The 15,933-nt window shown below is 64.1% G+C and carries 15 protein-coding genes; 9 read left to right on the top strand and 6 right to left on the bottom strand.

The window, feature by feature from the left end; genetic code table 11:
• Positions 1-15 precede the first annotated feature (15 nt).
• Positions 16-1,956 carry a TAT-dependent nitrous-oxide reductase gene (gene nosZ / locus FHS82_RS17880; RefSeq protein ID WP_166955417.1) on the bottom strand — a complete coding sequence of 647 codons (1,941 nt, stop codon included), beginning with the start codon at positions 1,954-1,956 and terminating at the stop codon, positions 16-18.
• 24 nt (positions 1,957-1,980) lie between these two features.
• Positions 1,981-4,242, bottom strand: a complete 2,262-nt coding sequence (locus FHS82_RS17875) for a NosR/NirI family protein (protein WP_246225420.1) — start codon at positions 4,240-4,242, stop codon at positions 1,981-1,983.
• Between the two features lie 241 nt (positions 4,243-4,483).
• Here FHS82_RS17875 and FHS82_RS17870 point away from each other — a divergent pair, with 241 nt between their 5' ends.
• The 3 genes from FHS82_RS17870 (at position 4,484) to FHS82_RS17860 (ending at position 6,391) form a co-directional block, all read left to right on the top strand.
• Complete coding sequence (locus FHS82_RS17870; protein WP_166955413.1) at positions 4,484-5,365, top strand: ferritin family protein; 882 nt, start codon at positions 4,484-4,486, stop codon at positions 5,363-5,365.
• Positions 5,366-5,580: 215 nt separating this feature from the next.
• On the top strand, positions 5,581-5,973 hold the full coding sequence (locus tag FHS82_RS17865; RefSeq protein ID WP_377700051.1) for a pseudoazurin: 393 nt from the start codon (positions 5,581-5,583) through the stop codon (positions 5,971-5,973).
• 13 nt (positions 5,974-5,986) lie between these two features.
• Entirely contained in the window at positions 5,987-6,391 is a 405-nt protein-coding gene (locus FHS82_RS17860; RefSeq protein WP_208394318.1) for a DUF488 domain-containing protein, read from the top strand.
• A 232-nt stretch (positions 6,392-6,623) separates the two neighbouring features.
• Here the strand turns inward: FHS82_RS17860 and FHS82_RS17855 are convergent, their stop codons facing one another.
• A complete protein-coding gene (locus FHS82_RS17855) occupies positions 6,624-6,920 on the bottom strand; it encodes a DUF6522 family protein (RefSeq protein ID WP_166955411.1) in 297 nt (98 codons plus the stop codon).
• Positions 6,917-8,155 (bottom strand): NnrS family protein, encoded by a 1,239-nt coding sequence (locus tag FHS82_RS17850; RefSeq protein ID WP_246225419.1) that lies wholly within the window; start codon positions 8,153-8,155, stop codon positions 6,917-6,919. The genes FHS82_RS17855 and FHS82_RS17850 overlap by 4 nt, the downstream gene beginning before the upstream one ends.
• A gap of 290 nt (positions 8,156-8,445) precedes the next feature.
• Between FHS82_RS17850 and FHS82_RS17845 the strand changes: the two genes are divergently transcribed.
• A complete protein-coding gene (locus FHS82_RS17845; RefSeq protein WP_166955409.1) occupies positions 8,446-8,634 on the top strand; it encodes a DUF3008 family protein in 189 nt (62 codons plus the stop codon).
• 11 nt (positions 8,635-8,645) lie between these two features.
• On the opposite strand, the gene FHS82_RS17840 is transcribed toward FHS82_RS17845, so the two are convergent.
• On the bottom strand, positions 8,646-9,692 hold the full coding sequence (locus FHS82_RS17840) for a glutathione synthetase (RefSeq protein WP_166955407.1): 1,047 nt from the start codon (positions 9,690-9,692) through the stop codon (positions 8,646-8,648).
• A gap of 448 nt (positions 9,693-10,140) precedes the next feature.
• Here FHS82_RS17840 and FHS82_RS17835 point away from each other — a divergent pair, with 448 nt between their 5' ends.
• Both FHS82_RS17835 and FHS82_RS17830 read left to right on the top strand, forming a co-directional pair.
• Positions 10,141-10,329: a hypothetical protein gene (locus FHS82_RS17835; RefSeq protein ID WP_166955405.1), complete on the top strand. Its 189-nt coding sequence runs from the start codon at positions 10,141-10,143 to the stop codon at positions 10,327-10,329.
• A 20-nt stretch (positions 10,330-10,349) separates the two neighbouring features.
• Positions 10,350-10,535, top strand: a complete 186-nt coding sequence (locus FHS82_RS17830; RefSeq protein ID WP_166955403.1) for a hypothetical protein — start codon at positions 10,350-10,352, stop codon at positions 10,533-10,535.
• A gap of 197 nt (positions 10,536-10,732) precedes the next feature.
• Here FHS82_RS17830 and FHS82_RS17825 read toward each other — a convergent pair whose 3' ends face one another.
• Positions 10,733-11,164 (bottom strand): CBS domain-containing protein, encoded by a 432-nt coding sequence (locus FHS82_RS17825; RefSeq protein WP_166955401.1) that lies wholly within the window; start codon positions 11,162-11,164, stop codon positions 10,733-10,735.
• A 322-nt stretch (positions 11,165-11,486) separates the two neighbouring features.
• Here FHS82_RS17825 and FHS82_RS17820 point away from each other — a divergent pair, with 322 nt between their 5' ends.
• The 3 genes from FHS82_RS17820 (at position 11,487) to otsB (ending at position 15,818) form a co-directional block, all read left to right on the top strand.
• Positions 11,487-13,295: a glycoside hydrolase family 15 protein gene (locus FHS82_RS17820; protein ID WP_343042614.1), complete on the top strand. Its 1,809-nt coding sequence runs from the start codon at positions 11,487-11,489 to the stop codon at positions 13,293-13,295.
• Between the two features lie 172 nt (positions 13,296-13,467).
• Positions 13,468-15,021, top strand: a complete 1,554-nt coding sequence (locus tag FHS82_RS17815) for a trehalose-6-phosphate synthase (RefSeq protein WP_166955399.1) — start codon at positions 13,468-13,470, stop codon at positions 15,019-15,021.
• A complete protein-coding gene (otsB, locus tag FHS82_RS17810; protein ID WP_166955397.1) occupies positions 15,018-15,818 on the top strand; it encodes a trehalose-phosphatase in 801 nt (266 codons plus the stop codon). Before FHS82_RS17815 ends, otsB begins: the two co-directional genes overlap by 4 nt.
• The last annotated feature ends 115 nt before the right edge of the window (positions 15,819-15,933 follow it).

Below are 15,933 nucleotides of genomic sequence, written 5' to 3'. Positions count from 1 at the left end.
GACGCAACCTGCGCATCATACCACCTTCGGCTCCACCAGCATGCGGCCCTTCATTTCCATATGCATCGCGTGACAGAACCACGAACAGTAATACCACCAGACCCCTGGCTTGGAGGCCGTGAAGCTGACGGAGGCGGTGGCTTGCGGCGCGACTTCCATGTTGACGCCATAGTTGATGATGGCGAAGCCGTGGGTCAGGTCCTCCACCTCGTCGATGTTGGTGACATAGACCGTCACCTCGTCGCCTTCCTTGACAGTGAACTCCGTGAGCCCGAAGGACGGCGCGGAGGACGTCATGTAGACACGCACCCTGTTGCCGTCGCGGATCACCTCGGAATCCTGCAGCAGGTCGATACCGTCCGCCTCCGCCTGCTTCACCGCATCGGCGAAGAACGGGTCGGCGCGGTCCCAGACGCTGACGGGGTTGATCTTGGAATGGTGAACGATGGTCGCGTCGTGCGGTTCGGCGAAGGAGGGGCCGTCGTGCACCAGCACCATCTCGTCACCGGAGATATCGATAAGCTGGTCGTTCTCCGGCTTCAGCGGCCCGACGTTGAGATAACGGTCCTTCGAGAACTTGTTGAGCGACAGCAGCCACTTGCCGTCCGCGTCCTTGGTCTGCCCCATGGAGGTGTGATTGTGGCCCGGCTGGTATTGCACATCGAGCTTCTGACGGACCGGATCGACCTTCTCGCCGGCAAAGGCGCGCCTGGCGTCCTCGATGTTCCACTTGCAGATCTGGCTGTCGATGAACAGGGTGGTATAGGCATTGCCGCGTCCGTCGTAGGCGGTGTGCAACGGGCCGAGGCCGAGTTCCGGCTCCGCGACCACGGTGTCGCGCGGCTTGATCCTGTCGTCGAACAGATCGTCGAACTTGCGTACATCGAACACGGTCACGGTCGGCGACAGCTTGCCGTTGGCGACCACATGGATGCCGTCCGGCGCGGTGTTGATGCCGTGCGGGCTGTTGGACACCGGCACATAGCGCGTGTAGGGCGATCCCTTGCGGCCGTCGACGACCGGGACGCCGTTCAGCTCCTTGAAGTCTCCCTTCGCGACGGCCTCCTCGATGCGCTTGAGGTTGAAAATGACGATCCAGTCCTGCTCGTTGGCCGTCATTTCCTCAAGCGTCACGCCTTCCTCGGAGTTGTAGCAGGTGGCGAACGCATACTTGCCCTGATAGTCGGCATCCACGTTGTCGAGGTTGCCGTCGACCATCACCTGCCAGGCGATTTTCATGGTATCGCCGTCAATGGCAGTGAAAATGGCATGATACTGCTTGTGGTTGTCCAGTATCTTGCCGTTGTTGGGAATCGGCACACGGTCCTCGCCGTTGGCGAAGACGTAGCCCGTCCGCGGATACTTCTGCACGCGCAGGCCGTGGACGGTGTGCTGGTTCGGAAGCTGGATGATCTTGTCGCATTTCATCACGTCGAGCCGGATGCGGCAGACGCGGGTGTTGGCCTTGTCGTTGGCGAACAGGTAGCGCCCGTCATAACTGCCTTCCGTGAAGGAAGGATGCGGGTGGTGCAGATCGCCGTTGAGGTAGATGCCGCCCTTGTCCGCGAGAAACGCAACGGACTCCGGCAGCAGGCCCTCGGTGAGGATTTTCCGGCTTTCGTTCGTTTGCCCCCAGCCCGTGGCGCTGCAGCGGTTGAAGACGGGAATGCGCATCAGCTCGCGCATCGAGGGCAGGCCGATGATGCGCACTTCGCCGGTCTGCCCGCTGGAGAAAAAGACGTAGTATTCATCGAGTTCGCCGGGCTTGACTTCATTGACGTGCCCGGCGCCGCTCCGGCCGGCGGGCGGTGCACTCTGTGCCACGGCCGGCGTCGTGGTGCCGCCCGCGAGCGTGAACGCACCGCCGACGCTTGCCGCGCCCGCGGCAGCGGCGGCTGCGGTGGTGCCGAGCAACTGGCGCCGGCTCATATGCGGCTTCGTTTCTTCATGCGACATGGCTTCTCTCCTTTGTGATGCGTCTCAAACCGGCCGCTCCGCTCCCGGGCCGGACAGTATGGCGACGGAGGGATCGACCGGCGCGCCCGCATGGGTGATCACAGGCCGGGCGGTGGACGCTTTCTTCGGCGCCGGAGCGGCGTCGGGGGACCCCGCCAGCGCCGCGCGCTTCTCCCGCTTCAGCCGCAGCTGGATCATGTGCGGGCAGCGGTGATCGTCGTGGTAAAGCTCCTGGCAATGCATGCAGTAGATGCACTCGTTGACGTTGATCGGCCCTTCCGGATGGATCGACTGCACCGGGCATTCGTTGGCGCAGCGCTGGCAGGGCGAGCCGCATTCCGGCCAGCGCTTCAGCCATTCGAACATGCGGATGCGGCCGGGAATGGCGAGCGCCGCCCCCAGCGGACAGAGATAGCGGCAATAGAAGCGCTCGATGACGAGGCCGGCCGCCAGAACCGTGAGGGCGAAGATCACGAACGGCCATTCGCGCGCGAACTTCAGCACGATCGCCGTCTTGAAGGGCTCCACCTCCGCGAACATCTCGGCGAGCGCGACGGAATAGAGCGACAGGCCGAACAGGCCGAGGAACACGATGTACTTGAGCGGCCACAACCGCTCGTGCAGGCCCCAAGGCACGCTGATCTGCGGCACCCCGAGCCGTTTGGCGACGGCGTTGGTCAGCTCCTGCAGGGCGCCGAACGGGCACAGCCAGCCGCAGAACGGCCCGCGCCCCCAGAACAACAGCGCCGCCGCCACCGCACCCCACAGGATGAAGACGAGCGGCGCGGACAGGAAGAATTCCCACGAGAAGCCGGTCACCAGTGCGTTGACGAAAGTCAGCACGTTCACGACCGATAGTTGGGCGTTCATATACCAGCCGAGCCACACCAGCGTGAACAGCAGATAGCCCTGCCGCACCCGGCGAAAAAGCAGGGGGCGCGTCACGAGCCAGTCCTGGAAGAAGAAGATGGCGGTGAGCACGAGCAGCGCGGCGACCGTGACGCCGATGGCGATCCGGTTCATCTGCCAGATGCGAAACCACAGCGGCTCGTCGTCCGGGAAGGGGGCGGTCGTGGCCTCGGCGATGGGCGCCGCTTCGGCCGGCGACGGCGGCGTGACGGCCGGTGGGGGGGCGGGCGGCTCCTCGACGGTGACGTAGGCATCCGGCAGGCTGTAGCCGAGATTGAAGGGCAGCACCGCCTTGCCGCGCGCGGAGGTGCTGCGTTGCACGAGGAGTTGCAGTTCCCACGGCTCGGCGACATCGAAGGCGAAATCGGCCGGCACCGTGAACAGCGCGATTTCGCGCAGATGCGGCGCGCCTTCCGCCGCCAGCGCCGCCAGACGGGTGTGGTTACGGTCGCGGAAGCGGATGCCCTGTCCATCCTGCAGCAGCTCGATCCGGTCGAAGATGCCGCCGCGCACATAGCCCGATCCCTTGAAGGAATAGGCGCCATCGCCGGCGACGAGGATGGCGCTTCGGCCCTCCTTCAACTGGCTTTTCAGCCGCTCGTACACCACGTCGCCCAGCAGGCTGCGCCCGATGATCGGCACACTGACGGGGGCGATGAAGAGATCGATGAACCGGTCGTCGGGCGACGGCGACTCAGAGCGGTCGGCCGCCTCCGGCTGGCCGGCCTCGCGAAACACCTGCGATACCTCGCCCACGCTCAGACGCAGGCTGCGCACGGAGCCGTCGCCGAGCAGCGTGTCCCAGTCCGCGACACCGGTTTTCGACACGTCGACCTTGCGGATGGCGCTGACGACCGCGCCGGCCGGCGCTGGCGCCTCTCCCAGCCGGTTGCTGCGGATGAGGCGCACGGCAGCGCGCACCACGCTGTCGCCCATCACCAGCACCGTCACGGTCGCGCCGCTGACGATATCGGCCTGCGGCGGCCGCTCCAGACCGGCGGCGACGCGGCCCATATCCCTGCCGATGATGCTGTTGAGTGCGGCGACGACCTTCGGTTCGGGAATGCCGATCAGCACGATCGGTTCGTCGTGGTGGACGAGCTTCAGCCCGTGGATGACGCCGCCCGTATCGATACCCGCAACGATATGGATCGGCTTGCCGGAATAGCCGATGGCGCTGGTAAAATCGGCATTGAGAAAGACGTAGCCAAGGCGCTCGCCGCCCTTCAGCACGGGGGCTATCGGCGGTTCGCCTTCCGGATCTCCGAACCTGTCGGCGCCGTCGAAGAAGGCGCCGGGATCGAGCGCCGGCAGATAGTTGCCGAGCTGCCCGGCGTGCGCCTGAGACGCGAGGATGAATGCTGCCGCGAGAGACATACAGAGAAGGCAGCGTGCGATGAAGGTTCTCAACCGCGGATACCAATGCAAGGCCATTATTGTTGTTTCCACGTCTCGCAGCCGGCGTCGCGATTTCCGGAGCGGGAGACAGCGCCCCCTCCCGGATCAATTAGATGTAAATGTAATGCATGTTTTTTCCCGAAACTTGAGATAGAACAAATTGCAGGGAAAATTTCCGCCTTTTATCTCAGAGAGGCGCTGGCGGGCAGGAGGCGCTCCCATGTCGCGGCATTCCATATCGAAACGTCCCGCATCGCGGCTGAGGGCCGAGCCGCCGTCGGTCCGTTCGCCGGGCGAACTGATGGCGACTGCCTCTTCCATCGCGGAGGACGCGGCTTCCCGTTATGAGGCGCAGGCGGGGCGCATGCGGCGTGCGGGCGCGGATGCGCTCGCCTCGGCCTATGACGAACTCGCCCGGCAGCAGCGCGAGCAGATCGGGCGCAGCCTGTCCCGATTCGTCGGGGCGACGCATGCGGCCGCGTGCCTTCTCGCCGTCGAAGGTCTGCTGGACGACGAGGGAACGGATGCTGCGGCGGTGGAACTGCTCGACCCTTACCGGATATTCGCGGTCGCGGTCCGCAACTGCGAACGGGCTTTCGCCTTCTGGAGCTATGTTGCGGCGCAGGCGTCTTCCGCCGAAGTCCGCCAGGCGGCCGAGTATCTGGCGGGAAGGGAACTCGAGCGGGTGGCTTGGCTGCGGCGCCGGCGGCGGTCGTCCTATCACGCCTTGCGCGGGCGGGCGGACCGACGTGCGGCAGTGCCCGACGCGATGGAAAGCCGGCTTGCGGCGCTGTTGGCGGAAAAGATGGCGACCTGCGATGGCGACGACGCTGGGCGGCGGGAACTGGAGGCACTTGCCCGGCAGACAAGGGAACGGGCAGCACAGCTTGCGCGCGCGCCCTTCGATCCATCGCTGCCTTCCCTGAAGCATGAGCCCCTCTTGCCGGATGCGGCCTGGAACGGCGCTGGCGCCCTGTGCGAGGCGTTGCTCGACCGCTATCTGGAACTTGCCGGAGAAGCGCGGGACGAGGCGGAGCGCAGCCGTGCGCAGGCATTCGCGGCAGAACTCATCGCCTGCCTTCGTTTCCTGCGGACATTGTGACGCATGGGATGGGCGGTTTTTAAGATGCGTTTAAAATATATCTATTTGCGACAGGTCAAGGAGCGGCAGCGTCGGATTGCCTAGACCTGACGCAGGGAAGGGCGATACGATACGCCGGCTTCCCGATGTTTGAGGCTGCTGCCTGGGGAGAAAGACAAATGGTCAAAGTGATGGGTAAAGCCGTGTGTACCGTAGCGGCGCTGACGCTGCTTTCCATGCCGGCGCTGGCCGAGGATTTCAGGATCGAGATGCTCAACAAGGGCAAGGACGGACTGATGGTCTTCGAGCCGTCGTTCCTCAAGGTCGCGCCCGGCGACAAGGTGACTTTCGTGCCGACCGACAAGACCCATAGCGCGGAAACGGTGAAGGGCCTCATCCCCGACGGTGCTGAGCCGTTCAAGGGCAAGGTCAACGAAGAAATCTCGTCGAGCTTCACGGTGCCCGGCGCGTACCTGATCAAGTGCCTGCCGCATATGCCGATGGGCATGGTGGCGCTGGTGGTGGTTGGCGACGGCGCGCCGGCCAACCTTGATGCCCTCAAGGAGGCCAAGCTGCCGAAGAAGGCGCGCGAGCGGCTGGATGCAGCGATTGCCCAGGTCGGACAGTGACGGGGGTGATGCGATGGCCGACGGCTTCGGCATGCGGCTGAAGCGCATCTACGAGCCGCCGGCGGCGGATGACGGCGCGCGCGTGCTCGTCGACCGCCTCTGGCCTCGCGGCATTCGCAAGGAAGCGGCGGAACTGACGCTCTGGCTGAAGGATGTAGCGCCAAGCCCCGGGCTGCGCCGTTGGTTCGGCCATGATCCGGTGCGGTGGGCCGAGTTCGCCCGCCGCTACCGGGCCGAACTCGCCGCGAACGGGGAGGCCGTCGGCACGCTTCGCGATCTTGCTGCGCGCGGGCCGGTGACCCTGCTCTATGCCGCCCACGACACGGCGCACAATCATGCGCTGGTTCTTGCGGATTATCTTCTCGACGATACCGGTGGGGCGCAGCCGTCGCCGTGCGACAGCAGCGCTCGCCCGTAGTCGCGCCACTGGCGCAAAAGGCCGCGGTCATCCTTTGAGAAGCGCGCGCGGCGGATAAGGTCGGCGAAGCTGTCGTCTGGATGGCACTGCTCGTAACCGGCCCGTGCGACGGCTTCCACGGCTGCGTCGGACGCGGGGGCAGGCCCGAACGAGGGGTCTGGCGCAGGATCGGTCATTGGATCGGTCATACATTCGCCCTCCCGTCATCCGCTTCCGTGACGCCGCAATCCGCTCATTCTCTGGCCGAGGCCTTCCGTAGCGGAATGAAATCGACACGCTGGTGGGCGACTGTGCCGTCCGGCTCGACGATCGCCCGCCACCGGCGATTGCCGCAGCGGACGGAAAGCCGCCAGCGGCCGCGGTCGTCTCCCTCGCCGCGCTCGACGCGGCTGGAGACGAGGCCACGGCGCATCATGTCGCGCAACTCCTCCGGCGACCAGCCGAACCGCCCGGCAAGCATCGCTGCATCGAGCATGAAGGCACCGGCCGCATCCCGAGCAACGGTGAGCCTCTGTCCGGCGGTCGTCATGCGGCGGGCCTTAGCATGCGGTTCGGCTCGCGTGGCTTCAGGCGCGGCTGCAGCAACATCCCGCCATAGCGGGCACAGTAGCCAAGAAACGCGAGGGTCCAAAGCGTTGCCGAGATGTGCAGCAGGCTCGTTTGCTCCGGCAGGAAACCGGCCGCGATGCGAGACAGCGCCGCGAGCACGATCGCGGCGTAGATCAGACAGGTTGCCGTATCGGCCCGAAGTTCACGGCCCGTATGGCCGAGCGCCGCGCGCGTCATGACCGCGAGCGTCATCACGCCGATGGCGCCGACGCCCAGCGCATGGAGCGCCGCGACCGCCGGAAAATGGGCGGGATCGAGCGCCGCGAGGCCGGCGAGCAGAAGGCCAGCGGGCACGAAGAGATAGGCGACATGCAGGATCAGCACGAGGATGTCGCGCCGCGCCCTGTCGCCAGCCCAGCGCGCGAGCCGTGCGAGGTTGACGCCAGCGGCGGCGATGAGGAGGAGGCCGGCCATCGTGCTTTCCGGCGCCAGCGTCCAAGGCGTGAGCGCCGCAACCGAGAGGACGATGGAGAATTTGTCGAACCCGTTGAACGGAACGGGCAGGCGGCCCGGATTCTCGCGCGCGAGCCAGTTGCGGGTGAAGCTCGGGATGATACGTCCGCCGATGATGAGGATCAGGACGATTGCTGCCGCGGTCGCCAGCCTGCGGCTGTAGTCGCTGGTGCCTGAAAGCGCCGCCTCGACGTGAAACAGGATGTTGGCGAACAGGAACACCATGACGGGGATAACGACCTTGAGGTTGCGCCAGTTGCGCCCCGCGACGATCTCCGTGGCGGCAGCGGCCGAGACTGCCGCGAGGAACAGGCTATCGATGGCAGCCGCCGCCAGCCAGCCCGTCCAGGCCGAGAAGAAGACGGCGACACGCCCGGCAACCCATAGCACGACGAGGCCGAGCAGCGGTGCGCCCTGCACCGGCAGCCGTCCCGTCCAGTTCGGAATGGCCGTGAGCAGGAAGCCGGTGACGATGGCCGCGAGATAGCCGAACAGCGTTTCGTGAATATGCCAGTCGACGGGCATGAAAGCGCTCGCGGTTCCAAGCGTCCCGTCGTGTATCGGCAGCCATGCCAGAATGATCAGCCCGCCGTAGAGCGCGCCGAAGAGGAAGAAGGGACGGAAGCCATAGGACAGAAGCGCCGGCCCGCCCGCCGCCCGCCGCGCCTGCGCCGGCATCTTTTCACCTTGCGCAATCATCATGAAAAGTCCTCGGAAGAAGGTTGCCGGAGAAATCCGGGCTCGCCGGCGCCTGAGAGGCGCCAGCAATGCCCGCCTGTGACTGAACACCCGGCAGCGCCGGTGGCCTCCGGATAAATAAGGTATTTTCCATGCATCTTTTCTAATCCGGATTCAGAAGCGTAGCAAGCGTCAAAGGCCGCGGCGGGCGGCCGCGCCTGCGTATGCGTTCATGCTTGCCGCATCAGAACAACGCGGGAAGTGCGCCGTTGTTTTTTCGTATCGGATCAGCAATTCGCGAGGAGGCCATGAAGATGCCCGCGAAATCGAAGGCCCAGCAGAAAGCGGCGGGCGCCGCGCTGTCGGCGAAGCGTGACAGCCGGAAGAAACGTGGATTGAAGGGCGCGTCGAGAGAGATGTACGAGTCGATGACGGAAAAGGAACTGCACGAACTCGCTTCCACGAAACACGAGGGGAAGCCGGAGCACGTCGACAAATCCTGAGTTGCCGGCCTTCAAAGCGTTGCGAGCATCCGGTTATCGATGCCTTCTTTCGATACCGCCTGCGCGGCGACCTTGTTCTCGACCGCACGGATGATCGGGTTACTGAAGTCCACGCCGTAAAGCTCGCGCATGTTCCACAGGCCGCCCGGCGAGAAGACGTTCACTTCCAGAAGCTTGTCGCCGACGATATCGAGGCCGACCAGAAACACGCCGTCCGCCACCAGTTTCGGGCGCACGCGCTCGGCCAGCGCGAGGATATCGTCCGTGATCCTTGCGGGTGCGGCGGCGCCTATGGCACAAATGTTCGACTGCTGATCGCCCCGCGCGGGCATGCGCCGCAACGCCGCATAGGTGTCGCCGTGCTTCAGCGGCTGCCCGTTGAGCAGAAACAGCCGGATGCCGCCAGCCTTCGCCTCCGGAAGATAGGGCTGGGCGACGATGTATCCGTCGACGCCAACGGCCTCGAAGACCTTGTTGAGATTGCTTTTCGAGGCGGAATTGACCTTGAAGACGTTCCTCCTGCCCGAGCCTTGCAGCGGTTTCAGGATCGCGCCCTTCGGGTGGCTTTCGACGAAATGGCGAATCTCGTCGATGTTTCGCGATATCAGGGCAGGCGGGCGTACGACATCTGGAAAGCTCTCGAAATAGAGCTTGTTCTGGGCCAGCGCCAGCGCCTCCGGGTCGTTCAGGACGACAACGCCGCGCTGTGCCGCGAAGCGGCCGAAAAGGATGCCGGCGTGCGCCGCCCACGGCCGCGCCGCGAGATCGAGCGAGGGGTCGTTGCGCAGCAGAAGCGCGTCGATCTCGCCGATCTCGATGGTGCGTCGCTGGAGGGATTCGTCCTGCAACGCTGCGTGAAACGTTTCCGGTTTTTTGAATTTCTTGGACGGAAGGACCTTGGCATGCACCACCAGCGCGCCGTCGGGCCGGAGCGTGAAATCGTCGGGGGTCACATAGATCACTTCATGATCCCGGCTGAGCGCCGCCGCGGCTAGAAGCGAGGTGGTGAAGAGGGGGCTTTCCCCTTCGATGGCGTTGACGAAAAACGCGATGCGCATCACAGCCTCCTTGCCGTTGTCATGCAGCCGTGGCGGCAATGCATGTGATTTTCAACCGCGATCCATGAACGACGGATGTCAACATCATTCAACGCTTATCCGCGATTGCGGCATTTATGGAATGCTTCCAAAAAACTTGTGGACCGATGGCTTTCTATCTGCCAATCAGTCCCGTTCGCTATACACCATAAGCATAATTCTAAATGGGAAATCATTTTCATTCTATATACAGATATTAACCTGAAAGCGATTTTTAGCGCCATAAAGACTGAATGTTATTCATCACGCTGCGTAATTTAGGTCCGAAAGACAAAGATTCGCCCATGTGTCGAAGGTGGCCGCCTATCCCCCGGCTTCATAGGCGAGTATCCGGCCCTGCCGCAAGACACGGAACAAATTTCGCCAGGGCTGCGTTACTGACTTGGTAACGACCACAGGAGAGCCCCCTATGGCGGATTCACCTGACGACCGGCATCCACGCCCCGATGAAGAGCAGCAGGTTGTGCCGGCGACGAAAACGCGCCCGGGCGGCATCGGACGAACGGTTTTCTACATCCTGCTGGCGAGCCTGGCTCTGGCTGCGATTGCGTGGCTGGCGCTGGAGATATGGGCCTACGGCGGTTCTCCCGCTCCGTAGATAATCAAGAAGGTGTCATCATGCCAAAGAACGAGAAAAAGAAAGCTGACAAGCCGACGGATACGGAGAAGATACTGGACAAAAGCTTGGAAGACAGTTTCCCGGCCAGCGATCCGTCCTCCGTTACGCGGGAGCCTGCGGACAAGCGCGAGACGAAGGAACCCCCGCCGGACAAGCCGGCCAAGCCGGCCAAGCATAAACGATAAGCTCGACAGTCCGTTTACGAACAGCTGCCGCGACGTTGTCGACGATCATTCCCGCGAGAGGCCGCTGCCGCCGGGGCCCGTCTCTCCCGTCCCAGGGCGCGTCATTGCGGGCGATCCTTTCCGGCTTCCTCTTCGTCACACGTCAAACAGATGCCGCCGTGGGAACCGGCGGCATCTGCCATTGTGGATCAGTTCTTTCAACCCGTCTGCGAGGTCGGGCCGCCCGGCGCGGTTATGTCCTTGAGGCAGGAGCCGGCAACGGACGGATTTTGGTGCGCCGTGTCGGCGAGCGATACGACACCGGTCAGGCGCTTGTCGCGGTTCACGACCGGCAGCCGCCGCACCTGAATGTCACCCATGTTGCGGGTCACGTCATCGATATCCTCGTCCTCAAAACAGTATTTGACATCAGCGGTCATGACGTCGCGCACCCTGGCGTCGCCGTTCCTGTCGCCGGCGACGTACCGCACCACGATATCCCGATCGGTTATCGTGCCGACAAGCCGGTCGTTTTCCCCGACCGGCAGAAAGCCGATATCGTTCTCAGCCATCATTTTCGCGACCTGAACGATCGTGTCGTCCGGATTGACGAGATGGATATCCCGGCTCATGATTTTTGATACCTGCATTTTCGAGTCCCTCCAATGCGAGATCCAGCGTGCCGTGTTGCGGCAGGCTCCGTGTCGCCGCAAGGGCTCCCCACTGCCCGAGCGGTTGCTGGTTCAACCGGAAGGCCGAGCATTTGTTCCGGCCCAGGCAAAAAAGGTCGGCGGGGAGGACGCCGGTTGCACCATTGCGGTGGATCGTATTCCCCGGCTGGAGCGTTTTCCGATCAAATGGAGGCGTTTGATAGCTAAGACTTAGCATGAAATCAGAATTTAAGATCATATCATCGCTTCCGTGAAAGGGTGACATAATCTAAAAGCGGAACCCCGTGGTGAGGAGTAGACCGTGAGTGTGGACAGAGAAGCTTGTACAACAGGTAATCTTGATCTGGGCGTTATTGGCAACAGCACGATCGCAGCCCTCGTCGACGACCGGGCCAGCATCGTGTGGATGTGCTATCCGCAGCTCGACGGCGATCCCGTCTTCCACTCGCTCATCGGCAAGACCCCGCATGGCGGCGGCGCGTTTGAAATCGTGCTGGAGGGTTTCTCCGCCAGCCACCGGGCCTATACCCCCAACACGGCGATCCTCGAAACCGTGCTCGAAGCCGCCGACGGCTCGCGCGTGCGCGTCACCGATTTCGCACCCCGTTTCAAGCGGTATGGCCGCATCTTCCGTCCGGCGATGCTGGTGCGCCGGATCGAGCCGCTGGCGGGCACACCCCGCATCACGCTGCGCATCCGCCCTTCCGGGGATTATGGCCGCGTGCCGGCCGAGATCACCCGGGGCTCCAACCATATCCGTTACATCGTCGGCGATCAGGTGCTGCGTCTGACCACGGATGCGGCCCCCGGCCTCGTCGTCAAGGAGGTGCCCTTCGTTCTGGAGCGCACGCTCACTTGCGTTCTGGGCCAGGACGAGATCCCAACGGAGGCGCCTGGCCTCATCGGTGGGAATTTCCATGACGAAACCGCCCGCTACTGGCGTGACTGGGTGCGCTATCTCGCCGTTCCCTTCGAATGGCAGGATGTCGTCATCCGCGCCGCGATCACCCTGCGTCTTTGTGCTTTCGAGGAGACCGGAGGCATCGCTGCCGCGCTCACGACCTCGATCCCGGAATTCGGCGCGTCGGGCCGCACGTGGGACTACCGCTATTGCTGGCTGCGCGATTCCTTCTTTACCGTCCGCGCGCTCAACCGGCTGGGCGCGACACTGACGATGGAAGACTACATCAGCTACGTCACCAACGTCGTGACGCGCAACGGCGAGCGCGAACTGCAGCCGCTGTTCGGACTGCAGTTCGAGGCTCATATCACGGAGGAAATCGTCGGGGAACTGCCCGGTTACAGAGGCTACGGGCCGGTGCGTCGGGGCAATGCCGCCTATAACCAGCGCCAGAACGACGGCTACGGCTCCGTCATTCTCGCCATCGCCCAGTGCTTTTTCGACGAGCGCCTTGAGCGGCGCGGCGACAGGGCCCTGTTCGAACGGCTCGAAGCGCTCGGCCACAAGGCGGTGGCGGTGTGGAACACGCCGGACGCAGGGCTGTGGGAATTTCGCGCGCTCGCCTATGTTCACACCCATTCCGCCGCCATGTGCTGGGCGGCGTGCGACAGGCTGGCGCGCATCGCGCTCAAGCTGGACCTCACGGACCGGGCCACCTACTGGCGCGAGCAGGCGGATGCCATCCGCGAAGAAATTTTTGCGCGCGCATGGAACAATGAGCTGTCAAGCTTCGTTTCACGCTTCGAGGGGCACGATGTCGACGCGAGCCTGCTGCTGCTCGCCGACATCGGGCTGTTGCGCGCGGATGACCCGCGTTTCCGCTCCACTGTCGAAACCATCGGGCAGCGGTTGAAACGTGGATCGCACCTTTTCCGTTACGCGGGCGAGGACGATTTCGGTGTTCCGGAGACGGCATTCACGATCTGCACGCTCTGGTACATCGAGGCCCTGGCCAAGATCGGCAGGGAAGGAGAGGCGCGCGCCTTGTTCAACGATCTGCTCGGACGGCGCAACAGTCTCGGCTTGCTGTCGGAGGGCATACATACGGAAACCGGAGAACTCTGGGGCAACTTCCCGCAGACCTATTCGATGGTGGGTCTGATTCACGCGGCACTCTCGCTGTCGCGGAAATGGGAGGATGCCTTCTAGAGCGCGTTCCGATCAGATGAAATCATCCGATCGATCAGAATTCGCTCGAAATAAGGAACCCGGAATCCGTCCTGTTTCAACGTAGGCAGGACGGATTCCAGAGCGCCAGACGTTCCGACGGAATCAGACCGTTTTCTGGTTTGATGCTCAGGAGACGGACCAGGAGGGGGCTGTGAAGCTGATTATCGTATCCAACCGGGTGACGGTGCCCAATCGCAAGAGCCAGTCCGCCGGCGGATTGGCTGTCGCTCTCAATGACGTACTCGCGAAACGGCGCGGCATGTGGTTCGGCTGGAGCGGCAGGATCGGGCCCGAGCAGCAGGAAGCAACCCTGTCCACGCACGGTGACGTCACCTACGCCCTGTGCGACCTCTCCGAAGATGACTACGCCGAGTATTACAGCGGCTTCGCCAACCGCGCGCTGTGGCCACTGCTGCACTACCGCCTCGATCTGACGGAATTCGCACGCAAGGATCTGAACGGATACCGGCGTGTGAACGGTTATTTCGCGGACCTGCTGCTGCCGCATATCGCGCCCGACGACGTGATCTGGATCCACGATTACCACCTCATCCCGCTCGCCGAGGCGCTGCGGGCGCGGGGCGTGTCGAACAGGATCGGATATTTCCAGCACATTCCCTGGCCCTCGGTGGATGTCTTTCTGGCGCTGCCGAACCATGCCGAAATCGCGCATGCGCTGACCGCCTGCGATCTGGTGGGTTTCCAGACCCGGCGGGATGCGGCGAATTTCGGCGACTATCTGGTGACCGAGGCGCATGCCACCACGCAGGACCATGTCAGCTATACCGTGGGAAGTAACACCCTGCAGGTCGGTGTCTATCCGGTCGGGATAGACCGGGCGGGCTTCGCGCGGGCGGCCGTGCGCGCCTCCAGAAGCCGCTTCGTCCGCGATGTCGAGGAAAGCTTTTCCGGGCGCCTGATGCTGCTCGGCGTCGACAGGCTCGATTACTCGAAAGGGCTGACCCAGCGTCTCGACGCCTTCCAGCGGTTGCTGGAAACCTATCCGGGATATCTGGACAAGGTGACCTTCCTGCAGATCACGCCCCGCAGCCGCGCCGATATTCCGGAATATGCGGCCATGCAGCGTGCCCTCGGGGAGACCGCAGGGCGCATCAACGGCCTTTACGGCAAGGCCTCGTGGACGCCGATCCGCTATATCAACCGCACGCACACGCGCGCGGAACTCGCCGGCCTCTACAGGCTGGCGAAGGTGGGGCTCGTCACGCCGCTGCGCGACGGCATGAATCTGGTCGCGAAGGAATTCGTCGCGGCACAGGACCCCGCCGACCCCGGCGTGCTCGTGCTCTCGCGCTTTGCCGGCGCCGCCACGGTGCTGAAAGGCGCGCTGCTGGTCAATCCCTACGATCTGGACGGCACGGCGAAAGCCATCGATCAGGCGCTCAAGATGCCGCTTGAAGAGCGCATCAACCGATGGACGACCATGTGGGCCGGGGTCGGCGAGACAGACATATCGCAATGGGGCGGGCGTTTTCTGGGCGATCTGGAGAATCCCGGCGCGGGTCAGACCATCGTGCTCCCGTCCGAAGGCGGGGTGCCGGCCGCCGGAACGCCCGCGCTGCCGGCAATCGGAAACCTCGACGTCATCTCTGTCGGCAACCGGCGGGCCAATCAGAAAACGCCACGTCCCGCCGAGACGCGCAAGACGGTTCGCACCCTTCCGGTCGCGGTTTCGACGTGCAAATGAACGGCAACGGCGAAAGGGGCGGGGAGGCGTTTTCGCCATCCTCGTTCGGCGCGCTGGCGGCAAATCCCGAGAAATGGGCGCTGTTCCTCGATATTGACGGCACGCTTGTCGATATCGCCCCGACACCGGACGCGGTGGAAGCGCCTGCCGGGCTGGCCGCAAGCCTCGCCGTGGTCATGACGGGCCTCGGAGGCGCCTTGGCGCTGGTGACCGGGCGCGGCATCGGCTTCGTGGATCGACTGTTCCATCCGCACTGCTTTCCGCTCGCCGGTCTGCATGGGGCAGAGCTGCGCCTGCCCGGCGGGCGGACGATCGCAATCGAACCGTCCCCCGCGTTTCTGCAGGCCAAGGCTGCGCTGCACGCCGGCGCCGCCAGCCTGCCCGGCGTGATCGTCGAGGACAAGGGCGTGGCCGTCGCCGTTCATTACCGCCTCGCGCCGCACCACCGCGACAGCGTCGAAGCCCTGATGCGGGAGGCCGCCGTGCGCGCCGGCCCCCGGTGGAGTCTGCAAAGCGGCAAGATGCTGGTGGAGTTGAAACCCGCGGCGGCGGACAAGGGTGAGGCGCTGAAATCCTTCATGCGCGGCGCGCCATTTGCCGGCAGGCAGCCGCTCGCTGTCGGCGACGACCTGACGGACGAGGACATGTTCGCGGCCGCCATCGCGCATGGCGGACGGGCGATCAGGATCGGCGACGGCAATGCACGGACGCTGGCCGCCGGGCGGATAGGGACGCCAGCGCACATGCGCACCCTGTTGGCATCCCTCGCCGATACATGGGAGCGGGACCGGCGGTGAGGTGAGCCGGATGCCCGCGCCGCGAAACCGACTTCCGGCCGCGCGGACCGGTATCTTACGATGCCACAACCTGAACGGCCGGCTCATGCCAGTTGGCCTTCCACGGGTCGGAACG

Source organism: Pseudochelatococcus lubricantis (assembly GCF_011762225.1).
Taxonomy (GTDB): Bacteria; Pseudomonadota; Alphaproteobacteria; order Rhizobiales; family Beijerinckiaceae; genus Pseudochelatococcus; species Pseudochelatococcus lubricantis.
The sequence above is the reverse complement of the archived record's forward strand: the minus strand, read 5'-3'. Positions and strand labels throughout refer to the sequence as shown.